Here is a 23,221-nt window from a genome sequence, read left to right on the forward strand (position 1 = left end):
CGGGTGTATCATGAGCCGTCACTAATATTTCCCTGGGGCACACATGGCAACCCTCGAACTGACCTCCGACAACTTCAACGAAACCGTCGAGAAGAATCCGATCGTCTTTCTGGACTTCTGGGCGGCTTGGTGCGGTCCCTGTCGCAACTTCGCGCCGACCTACGAGGCTGCGTCCGACGTCCATCCTGACATCGTTTTCGCCAAGATCGACACCGAGGCGCAGCAGGAACTCGCAGCCGCCTTCCAGATTCGCTCCATCCCCACCATTGCGGTGATCCGCGAGGGCGTGATGGTGTTCCGCGAGTCGGGTGCGTTGCCGGCGAGCGCGCTGACCCAGGTGATCGAGGGGGTGCGTGGCCTCGACATGGATCAGGTCCGTGCCGAGATCGCCCAGCAGCAGGCGGGCCAGCAGGCCGGCTGATCCGGTGCGCGCCGGCTAGTGCGCCGGCGGAGTCTGTACCAACGCGGATGTCGACGGCATGCGCGTTTGAAGGTCAGCCCATTTTCCCGGCCGCTTCGTGGATCGCCTGCATGGCCGGGTGCGACAGACGGCGTTCAGTGGTGATCGCATACACCTGGGTGGTGACGCCGGCGACCTCCCCCAGCGCCTGTACGCCGTACTGCCGGCAGACATAGTCGGCGATCATCGTTGGCGCTGCGAAAGCGCCGGCACTGGCCTGGCCAAAGGCCTTCATCAGTGCGCTGTCGTCGAATTCGGCCACGACCGAAGGCTGCACGCCATGCGCATCGAACCACTGCAGCAGCCCGGCGCGATGGGTGACGTCCTCGCCCGGCAGCAGGAAGGGGGCGTCGTCGAGCGAGGCCGGAAAGCCGTCCGCGAGGCGGGCGGCCAGCGCGGGCGCGGCGAACACCGTGAGCGTGCTCTCGCCGAGCAGGGTGCTGTGGCCGCGCACGCTGACGGTAGGCGGGATCGGCCGGTCGGCGATGATGAGGTCGAGCCGGCGCAGCGCGAGCTCGGCCAGCAGTTCGGCGAGCGGTGCCTCGCGGCATACCAGGCGGCCGGGGCGCTCGGTGTGCAAGGCGGGTTCGATCAACCGATGGACGACGGACTTGGGCATCGAGTCGGGAATGCCGATGCGGAACGGCAGGCTGCGGCGCAGGCTGTCTTCGCGCACGCTCTCGAGGATGTGGTCGCCGAGCGCGAAGATGCGCTCGGCGTCGCCCAAGATGCGTTCGCCAGCCTCGGTCAGCACCAGGCGGCGCCCGCTGCGCCGGAACAGCGTGACGCCGAGCGCGCCCTCGAAGGTGGCGAGCTGGGCGCTGATCGAATGTGGTGCCAGCCCGAGCAGGCGCCCGGCCTCGGCGATGGTGCCGGCGCGGGCGACCGTCCAGAAGTAGCGCAGGTGCTTGAAGTTGAGTTCGGTAGCGGTCATGGGTAGTAGTTCCATCCAAAAAATCGATCTTTCAACTAATCGTAGTCGACTTTTTAAAGCATTCGAGTTGCCGTAGTCTGCATCCGTCGCCGCAGTGCTCCCGATCCAGGGCCTGGTGGCGAACGAAGAGACCGCATACCAAAGGAGACCACGCCATGCGCCACTACGAAACCGACAGCACCCCGGCGGCAGCCCGTCTGCTCGCCCTCACCGTGCTCGCCGACGGCGGGCTGGACCGTGACGAGATCGAGGCCATGATGCACACCGACCTTGCCCGCCGACTCGGCATCGGCAGCGTCGAATTCGAACGCATCCTGCGCGAGTACTGCGAAGACCTGCTGGCGAGCGCCCACCACATGGACGGCTTGCGCCTGAAGCTGGCCGACGAGGTCCTCGACCTCCTGCTGGAGGACATCACCGACCCGGCGCTGCAGCAGGCCATGCTGCGCGCGATGCAGGAGATCGTCAGCGCCGACGGTGTGGAAACCTCGACTGAGGTCGAAGTGTTGGCGAGGGCACTCGAGAAGTGGAGCAGGCGCCCGCACGCGCGGGCGCTCAACTGATGGCTGGCTGGCGGCCAGGTTCGGGACTAGGGCGTGACCGCCAGCCCTGCGGCAAGGGAGGCCAGGATGGACTGCAGCGGGATCAAGCGATCGCGACCGCACTGATGGCGATCGCGCGCAAGGTGATCGTCCTCGACCTCAGCACACATGGAGGCCATGTACCTGTTCGCGATCGGCGTAATCGTGCTCGCGCTCGGCGTGACCTACTGGCTTGTTTCTGCGCGGCCTGCCGAGTAGGCCGCTCTGGACGGGGCCGAAAGCCCCGATCCGCTAGAGGATGAAGCGGCTGACCTGTTCCTGCATGCGCGCTGACATCTCCATCAGCCGTCCCGTTGCCGCAGAGGTTTCCTTCGTGACGTTGTGTATGTCGTCGGCACTTCCGGCGATCCCCTCCACGCTGCGGGCGACCTCGGTCGAGGCCGTCGACTGCTCGCTCAGGGCGAGATCGATGTCGTGGATGAGTTCGGCGACCCGACGCGCGATCTCCAGCAACGATTCGATGCTCTGCCCGGCTTCGTTGGCATGCTCTACGCTACGACCGACCGCGGATACGCCTTCATCGATTCGTGTGACGACCTGTGTGGTGGAGTGCTGGATCGAATCCACCATGGAGGTGATCTCCCCGGTGGACTGAGCGGTTCGTTCCGCGAGCTTGCGGACCTCATCCGCCACGACGGCGAAGCCGCGCCCCTGCTCGCCCGCGCGCGCAGCCTCGATTGCCGCATTGAGTGCGAGCAGGTTGGTCTGGTCGGCGATCTCCTTGATCACGTTCACGATCTCGGAAATCTTTCGCGATTCGTCGGCGAGATTGCGGATGCCTTCGGATGCGGTGTTGACGACTACCGAAACCCGGTCGATTTCCTGTTCGAGCTTTTTCAGTACGCTGCGTCCCGTGCGCGCTTTCGCATCCGACTCCTCGGCCGCCTTCGAGGCTTCGCCCGTGCGCGTGGAGACTTCGTTGATCGAGACGGTCAACTCTTCGATACTCGCCGCGATGCTGGACGCCGCGTTGCTCTGCGCGTCTGCGCTTCGCTCGAGCTGCCCGATCCCGTCGCCCAGGTCTTTCGCAGCATCGCCAAGGGTCGAGGAGGAGGTGCGCGTCTGGCCGATCGTGTCGCGCAGCGAACTGCGCATGGATTCGACCGCCTGGAGCAACTGGCCGATTTCGTCGCGGGTCCGCGCGATCGCCGGCCCGGATGTGGGGACCAGGCGCCCCTCCGCGATATCGTTGGCGGCCGAAACCACGTGCCGAAGCCGCCCGCTGATTCGCCCCGCCAGCAAGATCGACAGCAGTGCCGCAAGAATGCTGCCGGCCACCAGCGCGGTGATCGCGATCTGTTTCGCCTGCTCGGCTGCAGCCGTGCTCGCGTCACGGATCTGCTTGCCGCGTTCGTTCTGCTGCTTGACCAGTGCGGATGTGGCGTTGGCCACCTTGGTGCCTGCGGCGAGCCATTCCTCCTTCTGGAGCCGGTCGGCTTCGAACCTGTTCCCCTGGCGCACAAGATCCACCGCCTTCGTGACCGAGTTCTCGTACGCAGTGGTCGCAGCGACGAATGCCTCCAGCAGGGAAGCTTCTTCTGCCGTGCTGACGAAGCCCCGGTACTCGGCAATCTTCTCCGACAAGGTCGCGGCGATGCTCTGGAGCGATTTCTCGGTCTTCTCCCTTTCGGCGTCGGATTCTGCGAGCATGAACTCGAGGCTGCGGATTCGGTAGCGCATCCGTGTTTCGCTGAGCGTTCCAGCCAGCGCGAGCGCGGGCATCGTTTGCGCCGTTATCTCGGTCGTGCGCTGCTGGAGCCCGTCGATCTGAACGTAGCAGACCAGAATCGCCAGAATCAGCAGGCTGCCCGATACGAAGAAGTTCACCACGAGCTTTGCTCGCAGGCTGAGATTGTCGAACCAGCTCATCTCGGTCTCCAGAGGTTATTTTTTTAGTTATCGTACAAAGAGTGAACCTGGTTTAACGGCCGTCCCCCCTCAGCCTTGAGAGAATTCGAACATGGCCGGTCGGCATGGGGCCTGCCCTTCGGATGCGATTGTCTTATTCGAACAGGGCGCCCACGCTCTGGCCGCTGTGAATGCGCTCGATTGCGGCGGCGAAGAGTGGGGCAACGTTCAGTACCGTGAGCCTGTCGAAGCGCTTCTCTGCCGGCAGGTTCACGGTATTGGTGACTACGATCGAATCGATCGCGGCCTCGCGCAGGCGCTCGATCGCCGGCCCGCACAGCACGCCGTGGGTGGCTGCGGCGTGGATGCTGCGTGCGCCGGCCGCGCGGAGCGTGTCGACCGAGGACACCAGCGTGCCGGCGGTGGCAATCTCGTCCTCGAAGATCACGATGTCGCGACCTGCAACTTCGCCGACCACGTAGCCCTGCTTCACCTGCGTGTCCGACACCCGGCGCTTGTCGATGATCGCCATCGGAATGCCGAGCCGTTCCGAGAAGCGGCCGGTGCGCTTGGCGCCACCGGCGTCCGTGGCGACCGCCACCATGTTCGAAAGATCGTAATTGCTGCGGAAATGTTCGGCGATGATGGAGACGGCGGTCAGGTGATCGACCGGTACGCTGAAGAAGCCATGCACCTGGTCGGCGTGCAGGTCCATGGTCAGCACGCGGTTCGCGCCTGCGGTCTGCAGCAGGTCTGCGATCAGCCGGCCGGTGATCGAGATGCGCGGTGCGTCCTTCTTGTCCGAGCGCGCGTAGGAGTAGTAGGGGATGACCGCGGTGATGCGCTGTGCGGAGGCGCTGCGCAGGGCGTCCAGCGTGATCAGCAACTCCATGATGTGTTCGCTCACCGGCTCGGTGAAGGACTGCACGACGAAGACGTCACGCTCGCGCACGTTCTCGTGGATCTGTACGCGCAGGTTGTCGTTCGAGAAGCGCGAGATATCGATCTGTCCAGGGCGCAAGCCCAGGCGTTGGCTGATGTCGCAGGCAAGGTCGCGGCTGGCGTTGCAGGCGAAGATCTGAAGGCCATGCTTGATCATCGGGGCGTGTCTCCTGTGCTCGGGGGCTGCATGCGGAAGGGAGGGCGTGCGCCGCTCGCGCGCAGCCCTCATGCTACGGGAAGTTTCCGCGTGCAGGCGCCTCCTGACCGCTTGCGCGGCAAGGTTTTTTCCCACATCTTTCCGGTCTGACGGCGGATCGGCGAGACGACGCACAATAGAATGCGCCGCGGCCTCCGTCGCCACACCGGGAGACGTGCATGGGAGATCTGGGTAAGGCGTTCGGGCGCCTGCGCGGCGATTTCTTCGGCGGCCTGACGGCTGGGGTGGTCGCGTTGCCGCTGGCGCTCGCCTTCGGCGTGGCCTCCGGGGCTGGCGCTGCGGCGGGGCTGTACGGCGCGATCGTGCTCGGTCTGGTTGCGGCCCTGTGCGGCGGTACGCGCGTGCAGATCTCGGGGCCAACCGGGCCGATGACGGTCGTGTTCGCGTCCGCGCTGCTGGCCGTCGGGGGCGACATCGGGCTGGCCATGGCTGCGGTCCTCGTCGGCGGTTTGGTCCAGATCGCGCTCGGTCTGCTGCGCGCAGGCGGCATGGTCCGCTTCATCCCCTACCCGGTGGTTTCCGGCTTCATGAGTGGCGTGGGCGTCATCATCGTGCTGCTGCAGACCGCGCCGCTGCTCGGGGCAACACCGCAACCCTCGCCCCTGGGCGCCGCACTCGCGCTGCCGGAAGTGATCGCGGCGTTCAACGGGCAGGCGCTGCTGCTCGGCTTCCTCACCCTGCTGGTGGTCTTTCGCATGCCGATGGCGGTGAGCCGGATCGTGCCGGCGCCTCTGGTGGCGCTCATCTCCATGACGGCGCTATCGGTCGCCGCCGGTTTCTCCGTGCCGGTGATTGGAGACATCCCCGCCGGGCTGCCCGATCTCATGCTTCCCTCTGTTTCGCTGGAGACGTGGACGACCGTGCTGGTGCTCGGTATCACACTCGGCATGCTGGGTGCGATCGACAGCTTGCTCACTTCGCTCGTGGCCGACTCGATCACGCGCACCCGCCACCAGTCCAATCGCGAGCTGATCGGACAGGGACTGGGCAACCTGCTGTGCGCCTTCGTCGGTGGCCTGCCGGGGGCAGGGGCGACCATGCGTACCGTGGTCAACATCAAGTCCGGTGGCCGTGGACGCGCATCGGGGGTGATGCATTCACTCTTCCTGCTCGCGCTGCTGTTGGGGCTGGGGCCGCTCGCGAGCGAGATCCCGCTCGCGGTGCTGGCGGGCATCCTGATCAAGGTCGGCATCGATATCCTCGACTACCGCCTGCTGCGCCTGCTGCGCACCGCCCCGCGCACCGACGTGGCGGTGATGCTTGCGGTGTTCGTGCTCACCGTGCTGGTGGACCTGATCGTGGCGGTCGGGGTGGGGGTGGTGCTGTCGATGGCGCTGATCATTCATCAGCTCGTTCGCCAGGCCCGCTTCAATGTGCGTCCGCTGCCGCATGCCGAACGCGTGCTCGAGGGGGACGGTGGCGCGGACCTGGAGAGCGGTATCCGGGTGATCGAGATCGACGGTGCGTTCTTTTTCGGGTCGGCGAGCCAGTTGCTTGACCGTGTGGATCAGGTCATCGGAACCCGCATTGCGCTCTTCGACTGCAGTCGGGTGCCCTTCATGGATCTGTCGGCGCAGTTTGCGCTCGAGGAGATGATCGAGCGTCTGCGCGCGCAGGACATCGAGACGCTGGTGGTGGTGCCCACGGCCATTCTCCCGCAGCTGCAACGCCTGCGCGCGCCCTGCCTGCCGGTGGCGATCCTGCGCGACGATCTGCCCAGTGCGCTCGCCGAGGCGCGACAGCGCGTGGCGGCTCAGGCCGGATAGCGCAGAAAGGGGGCGCGGGCCTGCTCCCACGCCGCTTCGTCGGCGCGCGCTGCTTCGTTGAGCGCTTCCGCAGGTGCGTGCGGGTCGTCCACCCATTCGCGCAGTAGCGGCGAGCCGTTGATCAGGTCGATTGCGAGCCGGTCGAACTCGTACTCGTAGCCGAAGTCGCGCCACAGCGGATATTCGGGCCACAGGCGGCGGATGGCCTTGAACGCAAGCGCCTGTACCCGCCAGGGGCGGAAGGTGGCGTGGTCGTAGTGCGCGGCATCCTCGACGTGGATCTGCACGCCTGCGCACAGCTTGCCCGCATGCTTGTGGAAGGTGGGCTCGAACCAGCAAGTGCGCAGCAGGCAGCCTTTCAGCCAGTTCGGGGCGAGGGCGCGCATCTCGGCGATGAGCGCGCGCGCGTCGAGGTCCGGGGCGCCGAAGAGCTCCAGCGGGCGGGTGGTGCCGCGGCCTTCGGACAATGTCGTGCCTTCCAGCATCACCGTGCCTGCGTAGGCGCGCGCCATCCACAGGTTGGGCGCGTTGGGGCTGGGGTTGATCCAGGTCCGCTCGCCCAGCGGCCAGCCATGTCCGGGCGCGACGCCCGGCTGCCAGCCCTCCATGTCGATCACATGCAGGTCCACATCCAGCCCAAGCGTGGCCACGAACCAGTGTGCGAGTTCGCCCATGGTCAGGCCGTGGCGCATCGGCAGCGGGCCGGCACCGACGAAACTCTCCCAGCCTTCGCGCAGCAGCGTGCCCTCGACCGGCCTTCCGGCGGGGTTGGGGCGGTCGAGGACCCACACCGACTTGCCATGCAGCGCCGCCTCTTCCAGCACGTAGCGCAGCGTGGTGATGAAGGTGTAGATGCGGCAGCCAAGATCCTGCAGGTCGACCAGCAGCACGTCGAAGCTGTCCATCATCGCCGCGGTGGGGCGGCGCACCTCGCCGTACAGGCTGAACACCGGGATGCCGAGCAGCGGGTCGGTGTAGTCGGGCGACTCCACCATGTTGTCCTGCTTGTCACCACGCAGGCCGTGCTGGGGACCGAACGCCGCAGACAGGCGGATGTCCGGCAGGGTGGCGAGCGCATCGAGGGAGTGGGTCAGGTCACGCGTGACCGAGGCCGGGTGCGCAAGCAGCGCGACCCGGCGTCCGGCCAGCGGGCGGCGCAGGGCAGGCTCGGCGAGGAGACGGTCGAGGCCGAAGCGGACAGGGGAGGCCATGCCTTCAATCCGCCTTGTCTGCGCCGACCGTCAGGCTCAGGACGAACGTATCCCGGGCGTGGAAGTCGGGCTGGTCTGCGGTGTGACGCAGCGCCCAGTACTCGAGCGGGCCGTCCCGGCGCTCGATCACCGCGGCGAGGCCAACTTGCAGGTCGCTGCCATCGCCTGTGTCCGGCAGCAGCGCTGCCGGGACATGGGCTTCGAGCAGCAGCGTTCCATCGTCCTGCGTGCAGTGGATCTCCGGTGGGGTGGCGGGGCGGTAGGCCTCATCGCGCTCGCGCGGTGCCCGGAACCCATATACCGCCCACTGTCCCGAGGGCGAGAAGTTGTACTCGCGGTAGGCGGACTCGCCGGGTCGGCCGAGGAACGCCTCGAAGCAGGTGTGCTCCCACAACGCCTCGGCTGCGGCGGGGCGACGCGGTGCCGGGATGACGAGCTGATCGAGGGCGCCGCCTTCGATACGGAACTCGAAGACGGCGCCGCCTTCCGGTAGCGCGTACATCGTCGCCAACAGACGTCCCACCGGACCCTGGCCGGGCGTGCCAGCATCCGGACTGGTGGGGTGCGGGCGCAGGCCGACGGTGATGACGGGGACGCGGGGACGTTCGGTAAGGGGCTGGATCACGATCTGGGCTGGCAACGGAGGGCTGACGATGGGGGCGGGTACGGCTGCCGGACGGGGTGGGGCGCGCACGCGGCATGGGAGGTGCGATGTTAACCGGTTCGGGCGGCCGCGCCCATGGTGCCGCCGCTCGGGCGCGCCGCGCCGCGTGCTGGCCTGGGTGTCCCGCGCGAGGGATTTCCCCGCTTGAGCCCCTGCACCCGGCATCGCACACTGCGGTGCCATGCGTGCACCTCCGCTTCTCCTCATCGTCCTCGCCCAGCTCTTCGGCACTTCGCTGTGGTTCTCCGCGAACGCCGCCGGCGAGGATCTCCTGTACACCTGGGGGCTGCAGCCAGCCGACATTGGCCGGCTGACGATCGCGGTGCAACTCGGCTTCATCGCCGGCACGCTCGGCTTTTCACTCAGCGGGCTGGCCGACCGCTTTGCGGCGAGCCGTATCTTCGCCGTCTGTGCGGTCGCGGGGGCGATGGCCAACGCCGGCTTTGCCTTGCTTGCCCAGGGCTTGGGCGAGGGCTTGGTATGGCGTTTTGCGGTGGGACTTGCGCTCGCCGGAGTGTATCCGCTCGGAATGAAGCTGGTGGTGAGCTGGGTGCCTCAGCAGGCGGGGGCTGCGCTGGCGTGGCTGGTCGGCATGTTGACCCTGGGCACGGCGCTGCCGCACGGCGTGCACATGCTCGATTCCGGTTGGGGCTGGCAAGCCACGCTGCTGGTGTCCTCGCTCCTCGCGCTGCTGGCGGCGGGAATGATCTTCTCGCTCGGGGACGGCCCGCATCTCCCCCGCCGTGCCGGTGCGCCGAAGCTGCGCCTGGGTGAAGGGCTGTACGCGCTGCGGGTACCGGACTTCCGTGCTTCTGCCTTCGGCTACTTCGGGCATCAGTGGGAGTTGTATGCCTTCTGGACGCTGGTGCCGCTGCTGGTGAGCGCAGCGCGGGGGGGCGAGGCCGGGGCGCCTTCCGGGCCGGCCTTCGCGGTGATCGGCATCGGTGCCGTCGGCTGCGTGCTCGGTGGCTGGCTCAGCCGGCGCATCGGCAGCGCGCGGGTGGCCGCGGTGGCACTGGCGGTGTCGGCGCTGTGCTGCGCGTTGTATCCCTTTGCCACCGCCTGGCCGCCGCTGGCGCTGGCGGGACTGATGCTGCTGTGGGGCGCAAGTGTGGTGGCCGATTCGCCGCACTTCTCCGCCCTTTCCGCGCGCGCCTGCCCACAGGAAAGCGTGGGCAGCGCGCTTGCCTTCCAGAATGCGATCGGATTCGCGATCACCATGGCCTCGATCGAGCTCACCACCGGGCTGTGGCCGCTGATCGGTGACCGCGTTGCCTGGGTGCTGCTGCCCGGACCCTTGCTCGGCCTGCTGGCCTTGCGCCCGCTGTTGCGGTCATCGTAGGTCCGCATGCGGCTCCGGAAGCCGATCCCGCGTCGATGGCGGGCTGCGGCGCGTCCAGCACGGGCATAACGATCTGCTTCGTAGCGATCTGCGTCTTATCCCTGCTCGCCGAAGTCGTTAAACTCGCGGTCCTTGTCCAGTTTGAGCCGGAGCGATCCATGACTGTCCAGCGCGTCCTCACCGGGATCACCACCTCGGGCACGCCCCACCTCGGCAACTACGCCGGTGCCATCCGTCCGGCGGTCGCTGCCAGCCGCCAGCCGGGGGTGGAGAGCTTCTACTTCCTGGCCGACTACCATGCGCTGATCAAGACCACCGACCCGCTGCGCGTGCAGCGCTCGACGCTGGAGATCGCCGCCACCTGGATCGCCGCCGGGCTGGACACCGATCGCGTGTGGTTCTATCGCCAGTCCGACATCCCCGAGATCCCCGAGCTCACCTGGCTGCTCACCTGCGTTTGCGGCAAGGGCCTGCTCAACCGCGCCCATGCCTACAAGGCGGCGGTGGACCGCAACACCGCCGAGGGCGTCGACCCGGATGCCGGAGTGAACATGGGCCTGTACATGTATCCCGTGCTGATGGCGGCCGACATCCTGATGTTCAAGGCGCACTCCGTGCCGGTCGGACGCGACCAGATCCAGCACATCGAGATGGCACGCGACATGGCGGGCAGCTTCAATCACCTGTACGGCGAGCATTTCGTGCTGCCCGAGGCCGCCATTGACGCTTCGGTCGCTACCCTGCCCGGGCTGGATGGCCGCAAGATGAGCAAGAGCTACGACAACACCATCCCGCTGTTCGCGCCCACCACCGATCTGAAGAAACTGATCTTCTCGATCGTCACCGACTCCCGGGCGCCCGGCGAGCCCAAGGACGCCGACGGCTCGGCGCTGTTCCAGCTCTACCAGGCCTTTTCCAGCGCGGAGGAGACGCGCACGATGCGCACTGCCTTCGAGCAAGGGATTGCCTGGGGTGAAGCCAAGCAGGCGCTGTTCGACAGGATCGAGGCCACGGTCGCGCCGATGCGCACGCGCTACGAGGCCCTGATTGCCGAGCCCGAGCGCATCGAGAAGCTGTTGCACGAAGGGGCCGCCAAGGCACGCACGATCGCCACGCCCTTCCTTGCCGAGTTGCGCCATGCCGTCGGCCTGCGCCGGCTCTCCACAGTCGCCGGCGCGGCGAAGGCGGAAAAGGCCAAGGCTGCACTGCCGCAGTTCAAGCAGTACCGTGAGGCGGATGGGCGTTTCCACTTCAAGCTCGTCGACGCCGATGGCCGCCTGCTGCTGCAGGGCGAGGGCTTCGCCTCGCCGCGCGAGGCGGGTGCGGTGGTGGCCGCGCTCAAGGCGGGCGACGCCTTCGAGATGAAGGAGGCGGCGCTGTGGCTGGCAGGTGCGCAGGTCGCGGCGCTTGCGGACGACGTGGACGAGGCGGCGCTGCGCGCTGCGCTGGCGGCGTTCGCCGACGGAGGCGCGTAGCGGGTCGTGCAGTCCCGCGTGCGGGAAACCCGTTTGCCGGGTGTCCGACTCACCGGGCACCCAGCTTTGGCATCGGTGCCCGGCTTCGTTACCATCGGCGGTTCGTGTGCCGCTCCGCGCAAGGGGCGTGGCACAGTCTTGATCGCATTCGTCGAGGAGTCCCACTCATGATCGTCTTCGTCACCGGCGCCTCTGCCGGCTTCGGCGCCGCCATCGCGCGCAGCTTCGTCCAGGGAGGGCACCGCGTGGTCGCCACCGCCCGCCGCAAGGATCGACTGGATGCGCTCGCCGCCGAGCTCGGCGACGCGCTGCTGGCGGTGGAGCTCGATGTGCGTGACGCTGATGCGGTCGCTGCCGTGCCGGCGGCGTTGCCGGCGGGTTTCGCCGAGGTGGATGTGCTGGTCAACAACGCCGGGCTCGCGCTCGGCCTCGAGCCGGCGCACCAGGCCTCGCTGGACGACTGGCACACCATGATCGATACCAACTGCACGGGGTTGGTGCAGGTGACGCGGGCCTTCCTGCCCGGCATGGTGGCGCGCAATCGTGGTCACATCTTCAACCTCGGCTCCATCGCCGGGCGCTGGCCCTACCCGGGTGGCAACGTGTACGGCGCGACCAAGGCCTTCGTGCGCCAGTTCAGCCTCAACCTGCGCGCGGACCTGATCGGTACCGCGCTGCGCGTGACCGACGTGGAGCCGGGCTTGTGCGGCGGCACCGAGTTCTCCAACGTGCGCTTTCACGGCGACGACGACAAGGCGGCGAAAGTCTATGCCGACGTGCAGCCGCTGACCGCCGAGGACATCGCCGACTCGGTGTACTGGATCGCCACCCGGCCGGCGCACGTCAATATCAACACCATCGAGCTGATGCCGGTGGCGCAGGCCTTCGGTGCGCTGCCGGTGCACCGCGGCTGAGAGTCGGGGCAGGGGCGGGGTGTCGAAAGGGGCGCCCCGTGCTCAGGGGTGGAAGGGCCAGAACAGCGGGATCAGTGCGCTGCACAGTAGCCAGGTGAGAAGGTTCATCGGCAGGCCCAGGCGCGCGAAATCGGTGAAACGGTAGTTGCCTGCGCTGTACACCAGGGTGTTGGTCTGGTAGCCGATCGGGGTTGCGAAGCTGCAACTGGCGGCGAACATCACACCGACGACGAAGGGGCGCGGGTCCACGCCCATCTGCTGCGCCAGCCCGATCGCCACCGGGGTGAAGAGCACCGCGATCGCGTTGTTGCTCAGCGCTTCGGTCGCGATCGAGGTGATCAGGATCATCAGTGAGAGCATCATCCACGGCGACAGCCCGTCGCCGAACTGTGCGAGTTGCCCGGCAAGCATCTGGTCCAGTCCCGAGTTGCGCATCGCGATGCTGATCGCGAGCATGCCGAAGATCAGCACCAGGATCGGCCACTCGATCGATTTGTAGGCTTCATCGCTGGTGACGCAACCGGTGGCGATCACCACCGCGGCACCGATCAGCGCGAGGCCCTCGATCGGCATCACGTTCAGCGCGGCGAGCAGCATCACGCCGGCGAGGGTGGCCAGCGCGATCGGCGCCTTGTGGCGGCGGCTCGCCATCTGGCGGCCCTCGGTGATCGCGAACAGGTCGCCGTTGTCGCAGAAGCGCTTGATCTGCGCAGGCGTGCCTTCCACCAGCAGCACGTCGCCGCTCAGGAGCTGGAAATCGTCGCCGATCTGCGCGAACGAGGCGTCGCGGCGGTGCACGGCGACAAGATGGATGCCGTAGCGCGCAAGCAGATCCAGGTCGCGGATCGGGCGCTGAATGTAGCGCGAGGTCTGGCCGACGATGGCCTCGACCATCACCACGCCATGGCGGCGCAGCGTCTCGATGTCGTGCCCCGCGTCGGCCTGTAGCCCGACGGCGTCGGTGCAGCGCAGCGCGATCATTGCGTCGCTACGGCTGTGTACCACAACGCGGTCGCCGACCGCGATCCGGGTCTCAGGCGCCGGATCCTTCAGCTCCATGTCGTTGCGCACCAGGTTCAGTACCTTGATGGTTCCATTGGACAGGCGCGCTTCGCGCAACGTCTTGCCGGCCAGGTGTGAGCCCTCGGGTACGAAGAGCTCGGTCATGAACCAGCGCTCTGCGCTGCCGAACTGCTGGCTCAGGGTTTCGCGCACCGGGAGCACGCGCGGGGCCAACACCAGCATGAAGACGCTGCCCACGAGTGCGATCAGGATCGCGGGCAGGCTGATCTCGAACATCGAGAACGGCGCCAGCCCCTGCTCGCGCGCTACGCCGTCGACCAGGATGTTGGTCGAGGTGCCGACCATGGTGATCAGCCCGCCAAGGATGGTGGCGTAGGAGAGCGGGATCAGCAGGCGCGAGGGCGCGAGGCCCTGGCGGGCCGCTACAGCGATCACCGCAGGGATCATCACCATCACCACCGGTGTGTTGTTGATGAAGGGCGACACCGCCACGCAGGCCACGATCAGGGCCAGCAGCAGCCGGCGCTCTCCACCGCCCGCTGCCGCCGCCAGCCACTCGCCGAGCTGGTCGACGCAGCCGGTTCGCGACAGCGCCGCGCTGAGGATGAACAGGCAGGCGATCGTGATCGGCGCACTGTTGGAGAACACGCCGAGCACTTCTTTCGTCCCCAGCACGCCCGCGGCGAGCAGCACCGCGACCGCAGTCATCACTGCCACGTCGGGCTTCACCCATTCGCGCACGAAGGCTGCGAACAGGGCGATGAGTACGAGGCCGACAAGAAGCGGGGCGTGGATCTCCGGGATCAGCATGAGACGGGGAGAGGTTTGCAGAAGACGCAGCTTATCCCGGCCTTTATGCTTCACAAAGACTAAATTGCGCAGAGGTTATTCAAAAAGGTAATTTGAAGGCAGTTGCGCGCTCGACGTGAAACCCAGGGCCTAGCGCCGTGCAGCGGCCAGCCGCGCCTGTGCGGTGCGGTCCAGCTCGGCGGCGCGCTCGCGCAGGAAGCCCAGGAAGGCTCCGGCGAGCGGGGTGAGCTGCTTGCCCGCCGGGTACACCACCTGCCACTGTGTCTGCAGGGGGGTCTCCTTCACGCGCAGGACGGCGATGCCTTCGTCTGCAGCATGGGCAAGGGCGTGGGCGGATAGCAGGGAGAGCCCGAGCCCGCCGGCCACCGCCTGTTTCACCGCCTCGTTGCTGCCGAGTTCCAGACGGGGGCGTAGCACGAGGCCGTGCGCTGCGAAAAACTGCTCTGCGGCCTGGCGCGTGCCCGAGCCGTGCTCACGCAGCACGAATTCTTCTGCTGCGAGCGCCTCGATTGGAAGCCGCTCGCGGCTCGCCAGCGGATGATCGGCGGCCGCGACGACGACGAGGGGATTGGACAGGAAGGGCGTGGCGACCACCGGTGGCGCCTGGGGCGGGCGGCTCATGATGTACAGGTCGTCGAGGTTGTCGGTCAGGCGGCGGATCACCGCGTCGCGGTTGAGAACCACGAGCGAGACCTCGACGGCCGGTCGTTCGCGGCGGAAGTCCCCGAGCAGGCGCGGGATGAAGGTCTCCGCGGTGCTCACCACCGCCAGGCGCAGGCGCCCGACCACGTCACCGCGCAAGCCGGCGAGGCGTTCGTCGAGGGTCTCGAGCTCCTGCTCCAGGCGTTCCGCGGTTTCCACCACGAGCTTGCCTGCGGCCGTCAGGTGCAGGCGCCGGCCTATGCGCTCGAACAGCGGCAGCCTGACCTGGTCGGCGAGTTGGCGCAGCTGTGCGGACAGGGTGGGCTGGGCAAGGTGCAACCGCTGCGCCGCGCGGGAGACGGTGCCTTCGCGCGACACGGTGAGCAGCAGGCGCAGCTGATGGAAGGTGAGACGCATCGATGGAGAGGTAAAAGTGGTGATATAGAGAAAAGTCTATTTACATTACAACAATAAATCATTTTTCTGCATGTGTGCGCTGCGGCAGAATCTACGCGTCCGGTCGTAAAGGCCCCGTCGCAAGAACCTCCCCGCAAGGAATCCCACATGGTCGATGCAGTTCCCTTCTTCTTTGCCCTCGGTGCCGTCGCCTCCCTGGCCCGCTCCGGGCTGCGCCTGCCTGCAGCGGTCTTCGAAACCCTGTCGATCTATCTGCTGCTGGCGATCGGTCTGAAGGGGGGCGTGGAGATTGCGCGCTCGGAGAGCGCGACCCTGTGGCTGGATGCCCTGCTCGCGATCGGCCTGGGTGCAGCGATTCCGCTGTTCGTGTTCCCGCTCTTTCGCATGCGCTTCTCGCGTGCGGATGCGGCGTCGCTGTCTGCGCACTACGGCTCTGTGAGTATCGTGACCTTTGCGGTTGGCGCAGCAGTGCTGGCCGGACGCGGGGTCGAGGTCGAGGGGCATCTCGCCCTGCTCGCCGCGCTGATGGAAGCGCCAGCCCTGATCGTCGCCACCCTGATCGCCCGCTGGGGCGTGAAATCCGCGGATGGCAGTTCCACCGCGGGCGCGCTCGTGCATGAGGTGTTCGCAAACAAGAGCGTGGTGCTGCTTGGCGGCGGCATCCTGATCGGCTGGATCGCCGGGCCACAGGGGCTGGAGCCGCTGTCGCCGCTGTTCGTCGATCTGTTCAAGGGCGCGCTGTGCCTGTTCCTGCTCGAGATGGGCCTGATCGCGGCCGACCGATTGCCCGACCTGCGTCGCGCTGGTTTCTTCCTGGTGGCCTGCGGGCTTGCACTGCCGCCGGTGCTCGCGCTCGGAGGCTGGGCCGTGGCGCAGGCAATGGGCCTGGGGGTGGGCGGAACGGTGCTGATGATGACGCTCGCCGGCAGCGCTTCCTACATCGCGGCGCCGACCGCGATGCGCATCGCCGTGCCCGAGGCCAATCCCGCACTCGGGGTGGCCGCGGCGCTTGCGGTCACCTTCCCCTTCAATCTGCTGCTCGGGATTCCGCTATACCTGTGGTGGGCGCAGAAGATGGCGGGGGTTTGAGCAATGCGCCCGGGTCGCGCTCGCCGGATGGCGGCGCGGCCTGCGCCGCTGAGCCTTCGGCGTCTGCGCCCTCGTGCGCCAGATCGACGCCAGCCGGGAGCGTCGGCGGTGTCCCGGTTCGATCCTCGGAGTCCTCTGCGCTGAATGCGGCCGCGGCCTGGGCTGCGCCGGGCGCTGGAGCGGCTTCCGGGGCCAGAATCGTCTGTGGCTCCTCGGTATCGCCGTCGGCCGTGAGCGCTTCGTCCGGGGAGGCGTCCTGCGCGGTGCGCGGGCCCTGATCCTCGACCTTGTCTTCAACTGCTTCGGGGTCCTGAGCGCTCCCGGCGTTCTCGTCCGGTGTGACCATCTCGAGCACCTCCGGCGAGGTGCGCATCATCGGCGTGAACTGCGCGGGTTCGTCGACGATCTCGTCGGTGGTGCGACGCGAAAGGATGATCGCGAAGATCGCCAGCGGCACGAACGCCAGGCCCAGGTGCAGCGGTAGCGCGATGGCGCCGAAATGGCCCATCAGTGCGCCCGCGATGGCCGGGCCGGCCGCCGCGCCCACGCCGTGCAGGAACAGCACGCCGGTATTGCCGGCCAGGATCTCGTCCTGGTGCAGGTGGTCGACGAGGTGGGCCACCACGATGGGATAGACCGCGAATGCAGCGCCGCCGAACAGGAAGAGTCCGGCCAGGGTCACGTATTCGATGTGGCCGAGGAGTGCGACCAGGGTGCCGGACACCACGGCGCCGGCTGCTGCGACGCCGAGCACCAGGCGGCGGTCGCCGGAGTCCGAGAAGCGGCCCATCGGCCACTGCAGCACGGCGCCGCCGATGATTGCGGTGGTCATCAGCAGACCGATGCCGGCCGCGTCCAGGCCGATGCGCTCGCCGAACACCGGCGTCAGGCTCCAGAACGCGCCCATCGACAGGCCGGACGAGAGTGCGCCGACGAAGGCGGCAGGGGCCGCACGCCAGATCATGCGCAGATTCAGGCGCGGGCGGCTGCCGATCTGTGGCTGTGGAAAGCGCGTCATCGTGACCGGCAGCAGCGACAGGCAGACGAACACCGCGGCGATCGCGAACAGGGTGAAGTTCTGCGGTGAATCCAGGCGCAGCATCTGCTGCGCAGCCGCCAGCGCAGCGAGGTTCACCACCATGTAGATGGCGAACACCTGGCCACGGCGCTCGGGCGCGGTCTGATCGTTGAGCCAGCTCTCGATGACGGCGTAGAAGCCCACCAGGCCCACGCCGGTGAATACCCGCAGGCCCATCCAGAACCAGGCATCCACGACCACCGCATGGAGCAGGATGCAGCTCGCGACCGTGGCGCCGAAGAAGGCGAAGGCGCGGATGTGGCCCATGCGCCGGATCAGCCGCGGCGCGACGAAGGTGCCGAGGAAGAAGCCGAGGAAGTAGGTCGAGCCGATGAGGCCGAGGGTGTTGTCCGAGAAGCCTTCCAGGCTGCCGCGCAGGGAGACCACGGTGTTGAGCAACCCGGAGCCGAGCAGCAGGAGGGCGATGCCGGTGAGCAGGGCGCCGATGGGGACCAGGGTGCGGAGCATGGGCATTGCGGACACGACTGTCCGCCCCGTGTGGGGGCGGTCGCTGCGCCCGTGGAAGGGTCGTCGGTGTCTGGATTCTAACAGGCGTGCCCAGCCATGCCCCTGCGCGGGCCGTTTCAGCGTGGCCGGCGGGGGTGGGCGCAAGTCCGGTGCGCGGGATTGTGCGGGTGTTGCGGCGCCGCATATCTTGCCAAGTGGCGGGGGTCTTGCAAGAATTGTGCGCGGCGCCAATCATGCGCCGTCTGCTTTACCCGGACCGACGCGGGGACGACCCCGCCCGCCATGCGCATGCACGCGGCGAACGTCGGCCTTTTTTGCGGGACGACCCGCTGGATGAGGGTGTGCGCGAGAGATGCGTCCGCCCGAAGGGTTTCCCCTTGTCTGCCAAACCCAAGCTTCGCTCCTTCCCGGATCGCCTGCGCCAGATCGCAATGTTCGAACTCGGCGGCCTGGTGCTGATCACGCCGCCCTTCGCCTGGGCAAGCGGGGTTCCGCTGACCGACTCCATCGGCTTGCTGGCACTGCTGGCCCTGGTCGCCGCGATCTGGAACGGCTGCTACAACACCAGCTTCGACTGGGTGGAAGGTCGACTTACGGGTCGCACCGCCGACCGTCGTCCGTTGCGGCTGCGCGTACTGCATGCGGTCGGTTTCGAGTCGGGTCTGCTGGTGATGACCCTGCCGGTCATCGTCGCGTGGACCGGCATGGGCTGGGTCGATGCGCTCATCGCGGACATCGCGCTGGCGATCACCTACACCCTCTACGCTTTCGTATTCAACCTCGGCTATGACCGCTTCTTCCCGATCCAGCCGGTCCGGGACAGGCTGCCGGACCCGGTGTCGGCGGAGCGCTGAGAAATGGCTCCATCGAATGGTCTGGATACGCTCGGCGCCGTTGCCGCAGCAGACCTCAGCAGGCTGAACACCTTCGGCCTGCGCGCGCGCGCCGCGTGCCTGGTCAAGGTGCGCAGTGTCGCCGACGTGCGCGCGGCCATCGCCACGCCGCAGTGGAGTACGGGGCGCCGACTGGTGCTGGGGGGGGGCAGCAATCTGGTGTTCACCGGCGATTTCGACGGCACGGTGCTCAAGGTCGAGATCCCTGGTCGACGCCTGCTGCGCGTCGATGACGAGGGTTGGACGATCGAGGCCGGGGGCGGCGAGTGCTGGCACGACTTCGTGCGCTGGACGCTCGACCAGGGCTGGCCGGGGCTGGAGAACCTGTCGCTGATCCCGGGTACGGTCGGCGCCGCGCCGATCCAGAACATCGGCGCCTACGGCCTGGAGTTGGCCGATCGCTTCGAGTCGCTCGATGCGGTCGATCTCGATACGGGTGCCCTGCGGATGTTCGACCTGGCGGCCTGCGGGTTCGGCTATCGGGACAGCGTGTTCAAGCGCAATCCGGGTAGGTGGCTGGTGAGTACGGTGCGCTTTCGCCTGCCGCGGCCTTGGCAGCCGCTCACCCGCTACGCAGACCTCGCGCTCGAGCTTGCGGCGCGCGGTTGCAGCGCACCTGAGGCCCGGGCCGTCTCGGACGCGGTGATCGCGGTCCGGCGCCGCAAGCTGCCGGACCCCGCCGAGATCGGCAATGCCGGCAGCTTTTTCAAGAACCCGGTGGTCGACGCAGAACGATGCGCCCGGCTGCTGGCCGCCCACCCGGGCATGCCACACTACCCCCAGGCCTCCGGGCAGGAGAAGCTCGCTGCTGGCTGGCTGATCGAGCAGGCTGGCTGGAAGGGGCGAAGCCTGGGGCCGGTAGGCAGCTATTCACACCAGGCTCTGGTGCTGGTGAACCACGGTGGCGCCACGGGGGGCGATGTGCAGCGTCTGGCGCAGGCCATCATGGCCGATGTGGAAGCACGCTTCGGCGTGTGCCTCGAGCCCGAACCCGTCTTCGTCTGAAAGGGCGTGTTGTCGCCAGTCCCGGCTCCCGCCCGCCCGCTACTTTCCCGCTCGTATAGATGATGCCCAAAAACGAATCCGCCGCTCGACTCTCCGCCCTCGGTGCCTCCCCCTCTCTCTCTCCCCCAGCCTCTGCGCCCGTGCTCGCAGCGTTGCGTGCGGAGTTCGGCACCGAAGTGCTCCCCAGTGCCGAGGCCGACCCCCGACACCGCACGGACTGGAGCGCCTTGCGGGGTGGCGAGCCGCTGGCCGTGCTGCGCCCGCGCAGCACGGACGAGCTTGCACGCATGCTTGCGCTGTGTAACGCGCATGGTCAGGCCGTGGTGCCGCAGGGTGGGCTCTCGGGGCTGGTGGGGGGGGCTGTGCCGTGCGGGGGCGAGGTCGTGATCTCGCTCGAGCGCATGAACCGGATTGAGGCAATCGACGTGGATTCAGGCACGGTGACCGTGCAGGCGGGCGCGCTACTGCAGACGGTGCAGGATGCGTGCCGTGACGCAGGTGCGCTGCTCGCCATCGACCTCGGTGCGCGCGGTTCGTGCCAGATCGGTGGCAACGTGGCGACCAACGCCGGCGGCAATCGCGTGATCCGCTACGGCAATACGCGCGACTCGGTGCTGGGGCTGGAGGTCGTGCTGGCGGATGGCACCGTGCTCGACATGATGAACCGCATGGTCAAGAACAACGCCGGTATCGACCTGAAGCACCTCTTCATCGGCAGCGAGGGGCTGCTCGGTGTCGTCACGCGTGCGGTGCTGAAGCTGCAGCCCTTGCCGCGCGCCACCTGCACCGCGCTGGTGGCGGTGCCCGACTTCGATGCGGCGCTACGCTTTCTGCGCCATGCGCAGCAGAGTCTGTCCGGGCAGGTGAGCGCGTTCGAGATCATGTGGCGCGACTACTTCGAGGCCGCGCTTGCTGCGACGGGTAGCCGGCGACCGCTCGGGGACGACCACCCGGTCCTGGTGCTGATCGACATGCAGGGTGGCCAGCCGCAGACGGACACGCGACGTTTCGAGGCAATGCTGGAAGAGGCGCTGGCGGAGGGGTTCCTGCTCGATGCGGCGCTGGCGCAGTCGGTGGCCGATGCCGAGGCGCTGTGGGCGATCCGCGATGGAATCGCCGAGATCGTGCGCGATTACGCGCCGACGCTGAACTTCGACGTCTCGGTGCCGGTGGCGGAGATCGGCGCCTGCGCACAGGCCGTGCGCGAGAACCTGCAGGCCGGCTGGCCGGAGCTGCCCGCGCTGTTCTTCGGTCATGTGGGCGATGGCAACCTGCATGTGCTGGTGGGCCGTGTGCCTGCGGACGCAGCGACACGGCATGCGATCGAGGAAGCGGTCTATGGCGTAGTGCGCCGCCGCCGCGGATCGGTGTCTGCCGAGCATGGCATCGGCGTGCTCAAGCGCGACTGGCTGCACTATTCGCGCAACGAGGCCGAACTGGTTCTGATGCGCAGCCTCAAGGCGACGCTGGACCCGAAGGGTATCCTCAACCCGGGCAAGATGCTGTGAGCGCGATCGGGGCTAGATGACCTGGCGGGGGTGCTCGATCACTATCTGATAGACGAGGCTCTTGATCTGCATGCGGTCGGTGGGTGACAGATCACGGAAATCGACGCCATATTGGTACTCGACGTCGTCCTCGCCCTCCGCCGCGCCTTCCTGAACGTTGCGGATGTCCGCCGCCACGTCGATGACCGACTCCACATCATGGAGCTTCGTCTCGAAGCGCAGCCGCACCAGCCCGCCCTCCTCGCCGAGCGGGACGAGGCTGTGGATCAGGGCGCCGGTGGCGCTGAGGTTGAGCAGGGTTCCCTGAGCCATTTCGCCGCCGTCTCCCTTCCCGACCTGGGCGGGAATGCTGGTGCGCACCCGCATCGCCTTGCGGATCAGCGTGCCCTGGGCCTTGGTCGGAAAGCTCAGGTGCAGGTAATCGAAAGGCAGCTTGCACGCGCGCAGTACCGAGGCTCGGAAGGCGAAGGCGCTTTGGCGCGAGAAGGCGCGCACGATGACCAGGTCGTTCTCGATCAGTGCGATCCGGTTCCGCCCCGCGGCCGGTGCCGTCACCATCAGGCTGACGCCTTCCAGGTAGCCCAGTACGCGCACGAAGGCGCGCTGCATCCCGGTCGAGGCGGAGCACTCGATCTGCAGCCGGTCGCCAACCGCCAGGCGCATGTCTTCAAAGCTGAAACTGCTGCTCGCTTCTTGTCCTTTTTCGATTGTTTGCTCGGTCATCGTAGTCGCGCTGCAGAAAGGAGTGCGGGAAAGGTCAGAGGTTTGCCGCGCCTCGCATTGAATCGGTCGAGGCCCGAATGCGCAAGTGCATATTGCGCATTTCGGATACTGCGGGCGGATAGCGGCTGGAAAAGCCGGACACCTGGAGCGTCCGGGCGATCTGAATGTGCATTGCGGTGATGTATGATCCGCGCTCTTCTTTCGTGCCCGCTCTCCGCCTGGCGCCGATTCGCATTGTTTGGTGCGTCGGCTGGAGACGCTGCGCAGGACGGCATTTTTGGGCAGTTGAACGATCACCCTGGACCGCAGGTACCGCATGAGCACGGCTCCCTATCCCCTGTTCCTCGCATGCGCCGCTGTGCTGGCGGGAATGCCGATGGCGACCCAGGCCGCGAACTGGTACGACAACGCCGTCACCTACGTCCGCGGCACCGAGTTTACCGAGCCAGGCAACCGGCGCGAGGTGCGCAAGGACATCGTGCAGTTCACCCATGCGAGTGGCTACGCGCTCGGACAGAATTTTCTCAGCCTCAAGGCCCTTCGCTCCGACGCGACCGACCCGAAGAAAGGGCACAGCCGTGGCGCGACCGAGGTATATCTCGCCTACCGTCACCAACTCCACCTGGGCAAGGCGTTCGAGCGCAGCTTCGCGTTCGGGCCGGTGAAGGAGGTGGCCCTGAGCGCTGGCTTCGACCTCAACACCAAGGACACCGCGTTTTCGCCGCGCAAACGCTTCGTCGTGGTCGGCCCCACCTTCAAGTTCGACGTGCCCGGCTACCTTGACCTGAGCCTGATGGTGGGCAAGGAGTGGAACCGCTGCCGGCTCGACGCGCCGGTCTGTCCGAAGCGCGAGATCGGCTTCGATCCGCAGTGGGTGGTCAATCTGGTGTGGGGTATTCCGTTCCGGGCCGGCTCGGTGCCGCTGCAGTTCGAAGGCTTCCTCGCCATCAACGGCGAGAAGGGGCGTGACTACGCCGGCACCCGCACCGGCACCGAGACCCTCATGCGTACTGCGCTGATGATTGATGTCGGGCAGATGGCCTGGGGCCGGAAGAAGTCCCTGCTCGTCGGCATCGGCTATGAATACTGGCGCAACAAGTTCGGCAATCAGACGTATCCCGATGGGCGCCCGCTTCCGGGTATCGACACCGACGCGCCGACGCTGCAGGTCGCCTGGCATTTCTGAACGC

At 67.3% G+C, this 23,221-nt stretch carries 21 protein-coding genes; 12 read left to right on the top strand and 9 right to left on the bottom strand.

The genetic code is table 11. The annotated features are described in order from the left end of the window. Nucleotides 1–43: 43 nt before the first annotated feature. The gene (trxA, locus tag ACUH78_RS06905) at nucleotides 44–421 is read left to right on the top strand and encodes a thioredoxin (RefSeq protein WP_445333094.1); all 378 of its coding nucleotides are present in this window, start codon (nucleotides 44–46) and stop codon (nucleotides 419–421) included. 73 nt (nucleotides 422–494) lie between these two features. Here trxA and ACUH78_RS06910 read toward each other — a convergent pair whose 3' ends face one another. Next, nucleotides 495–1,394, bottom strand: coding sequence for a LysR family transcriptional regulator (locus ACUH78_RS06910; protein ID WP_445333093.1), 900 nt, complete (start codon nucleotides 1,392–1,394; stop codon nucleotides 495–497). 155 nt (nucleotides 1,395–1,549) lie between these two features. Here ACUH78_RS06910 and ACUH78_RS06915 point away from each other — a divergent pair, with 155 nt between their 5' ends. Together ACUH78_RS06915 and ACUH78_RS06920 are read left to right on the top strand one after the other, a co-directional pair. Beyond that, complete coding sequence (locus ACUH78_RS06915) at nucleotides 1,550–1,957, top strand: tellurite resistance TerB family protein (protein ID WP_445333092.1); 408 nt, start codon at nucleotides 1,550–1,552, stop codon at nucleotides 1,955–1,957. Nucleotides 1,958–2,104: 147 nt separating this feature from the next. Beyond that, nucleotides 2,105–2,194: a hypothetical protein gene (locus tag ACUH78_RS06920; protein WP_445333091.1), complete on the top strand. Its 90-nt coding sequence runs from the start codon at nucleotides 2,105–2,107 to the stop codon at nucleotides 2,192–2,194. 33 nt (nucleotides 2,195–2,227) lie between these two features. Here ACUH78_RS06920 and ACUH78_RS06925 read toward each other — a convergent pair whose 3' ends face one another. Beyond that, a complete protein-coding gene (locus tag ACUH78_RS06925) occupies nucleotides 2,228–3,865 on the bottom strand; it encodes a methyl-accepting chemotaxis protein (protein ID WP_445333090.1) in 1,638 nt (545 codons plus the stop codon). A gap of 133 nt (nucleotides 3,866–3,998) precedes the next feature. Beyond that, on the bottom strand, nucleotides 3,999–4,943 hold the full coding sequence (locus tag ACUH78_RS06930) for a ribose-phosphate diphosphokinase (RefSeq protein WP_445333089.1): 945 nt from the start codon (nucleotides 4,941–4,943) through the stop codon (nucleotides 3,999–4,001). A gap of 218 nt (nucleotides 4,944–5,161) precedes the next feature. Between ACUH78_RS06930 and ACUH78_RS06935 the strand changes: the two genes are divergently transcribed. After that, nucleotides 5,162–6,769 carry a SulP family inorganic anion transporter gene (locus ACUH78_RS06935; RefSeq protein ID WP_445333088.1) on the top strand — a complete coding sequence of 536 codons (1,608 nt, stop codon included), beginning with the start codon at nucleotides 5,162–5,164 and terminating at the stop codon, nucleotides 6,767–6,769. On the opposite strand, the gene ACUH78_RS06940 is transcribed toward ACUH78_RS06935, so the two are convergent. Beyond that, on the bottom strand, nucleotides 6,757–7,980 hold the full coding sequence (locus ACUH78_RS06940; RefSeq protein WP_445333087.1) for an exo-beta-N-acetylmuramidase NamZ family protein: 1,224 nt from the start codon (nucleotides 7,978–7,980) through the stop codon (nucleotides 6,757–6,759). The two genes, ACUH78_RS06935 and ACUH78_RS06940, sit on opposite strands and share 13 nt — an antisense overlap. A 4-nt stretch (nucleotides 7,981–7,984) precedes the next feature. Further along, nucleotides 7,985–8,605 carry a DOMON-like domain-containing protein gene (locus ACUH78_RS06945; RefSeq protein ID WP_418363879.1) on the bottom strand — a complete coding sequence of 207 codons (621 nt, stop codon included), beginning with the start codon at nucleotides 8,603–8,605 and terminating at the stop codon, nucleotides 7,985–7,987. Between the two features lie 220 nt (nucleotides 8,606–8,825). Between ACUH78_RS06945 and ACUH78_RS06950 the strand changes: the two genes are divergently transcribed. The 3 genes from ACUH78_RS06950 (at nucleotide 8,826) to ydfG (ending at nucleotide 12,375) form a co-directional block, all read left to right on the top strand. Next, on the top strand, nucleotides 8,826–9,986 hold the full coding sequence (locus ACUH78_RS06950; RefSeq protein ID WP_435749974.1) for an MFS transporter: 1,161 nt from the start codon (nucleotides 8,826–8,828) through the stop codon (nucleotides 9,984–9,986). Nucleotides 9,987–10,144: 158 nt separating this feature from the next. Beyond that, nucleotides 10,145–11,461, top strand: coding sequence for a tryptophan--tRNA ligase (locus tag ACUH78_RS06955; RefSeq protein WP_435749975.1), 1,317 nt, complete (start codon nucleotides 10,145–10,147; stop codon nucleotides 11,459–11,461). 167 nt (nucleotides 11,462–11,628) lie between these two features. Then, the gene (gene ydfG, locus ACUH78_RS06960; RefSeq protein WP_418363876.1) at nucleotides 11,629–12,375 is read left to right on the top strand and encodes a bifunctional NADP-dependent 3-hydroxy acid dehydrogenase/3-hydroxypropionate dehydrogenase YdfG; all 747 of its coding nucleotides are present in this window, start codon (nucleotides 11,629–11,631) and stop codon (nucleotides 12,373–12,375) included. A gap of 42 nt (nucleotides 12,376–12,417) precedes the next feature. On the opposite strand, the gene ACUH78_RS06965 is transcribed toward ydfG, so the two are convergent. Next, nucleotides 12,418–14,208 carry an SLC13 family permease gene (locus ACUH78_RS06965; RefSeq protein WP_435749976.1) on the bottom strand — a complete coding sequence of 597 codons (1,791 nt, stop codon included), beginning with the start codon at nucleotides 14,206–14,208 and terminating at the stop codon, nucleotides 12,418–12,420. A gap of 129 nt (nucleotides 14,209–14,337) precedes the next feature. Then, complete coding sequence (locus tag ACUH78_RS06970; protein ID WP_435749977.1) at nucleotides 14,338–15,267, bottom strand: LysR family transcriptional regulator; 930 nt, start codon at nucleotides 15,265–15,267, stop codon at nucleotides 14,338–14,340. A 147-nt stretch (nucleotides 15,268–15,414) separates the two neighbouring features. On the opposite strand from ACUH78_RS06970, the gene ACUH78_RS06975 reads away from it, so the two are divergent. After that, a complete protein-coding gene (locus tag ACUH78_RS06975) occupies nucleotides 15,415–16,356 on the top strand; it encodes a sodium-dependent bicarbonate transport family permease (protein ID WP_435749978.1) in 942 nt (313 codons plus the stop codon). On the opposite strand, the gene ACUH78_RS06980 is transcribed toward ACUH78_RS06975, so the two are convergent. Further along, nucleotides 16,295–17,902, bottom strand: a complete 1,608-nt coding sequence (locus ACUH78_RS06980) for an MFS transporter (RefSeq protein WP_418363872.1) — start codon at nucleotides 17,900–17,902, stop codon at nucleotides 16,295–16,297. The two genes, ACUH78_RS06975 and ACUH78_RS06980, sit on opposite strands and share 62 nt — an antisense overlap. Before the next feature lie 233 nt (nucleotides 17,903–18,135). Between ACUH78_RS06980 and ACUH78_RS06985 the strand changes: the two genes are divergently transcribed. The 3 genes from ACUH78_RS06985 to ACUH78_RS06995 all read left to right on the top strand — a co-directional run bounded on the left by ACUH78_RS06985 (nucleotide 18,136) and on the right by ACUH78_RS06995 (nucleotide 21,308). Beyond that, nucleotides 18,136–18,756, top strand: coding sequence for a PACE efflux transporter (locus ACUH78_RS06985; protein ID WP_445333086.1), 621 nt, complete (start codon nucleotides 18,136–18,138; stop codon nucleotides 18,754–18,756). Nucleotides 18,757–18,759: 3 nt separating this feature from the next. After that, entirely contained in the window at nucleotides 18,760–19,800 is a 1,041-nt protein-coding gene (gene murB, locus ACUH78_RS06990; RefSeq protein WP_445333085.1) for a UDP-N-acetylmuramate dehydrogenase, read from the top strand. A gap of 140 nt (nucleotides 19,801–19,940) precedes the next feature. Next, a complete protein-coding gene (locus tag ACUH78_RS06995; RefSeq protein ID WP_445333084.1) occupies nucleotides 19,941–21,308 on the top strand; it encodes an FAD-binding oxidoreductase in 1,368 nt (455 codons plus the stop codon). A gap of 12 nt (nucleotides 21,309–21,320) precedes the next feature. On the opposite strand, the gene ACUH78_RS07000 is transcribed toward ACUH78_RS06995, so the two are convergent. Next, nucleotides 21,321–22,031 carry a flagellar brake protein gene (locus tag ACUH78_RS07000; RefSeq protein WP_418363868.1) on the bottom strand — a complete coding sequence of 237 codons (711 nt, stop codon included), beginning with the start codon at nucleotides 22,029–22,031 and terminating at the stop codon, nucleotides 21,321–21,323. Nucleotides 22,032–22,347: 316 nt separating this feature from the next. On the opposite strand from ACUH78_RS07000, the gene ACUH78_RS07005 reads away from it, so the two are divergent. Next, a complete protein-coding gene (locus tag ACUH78_RS07005; RefSeq protein WP_418363867.1) occupies nucleotides 22,348–23,217 on the top strand; it encodes a hypothetical protein in 870 nt (289 codons plus the stop codon). The last annotated feature ends 4 nt before the right edge of the window (nucleotides 23,218–23,221 follow it).

Source organism: Thauera sp. ZXT1-4 (assembly GCF_052598215.2).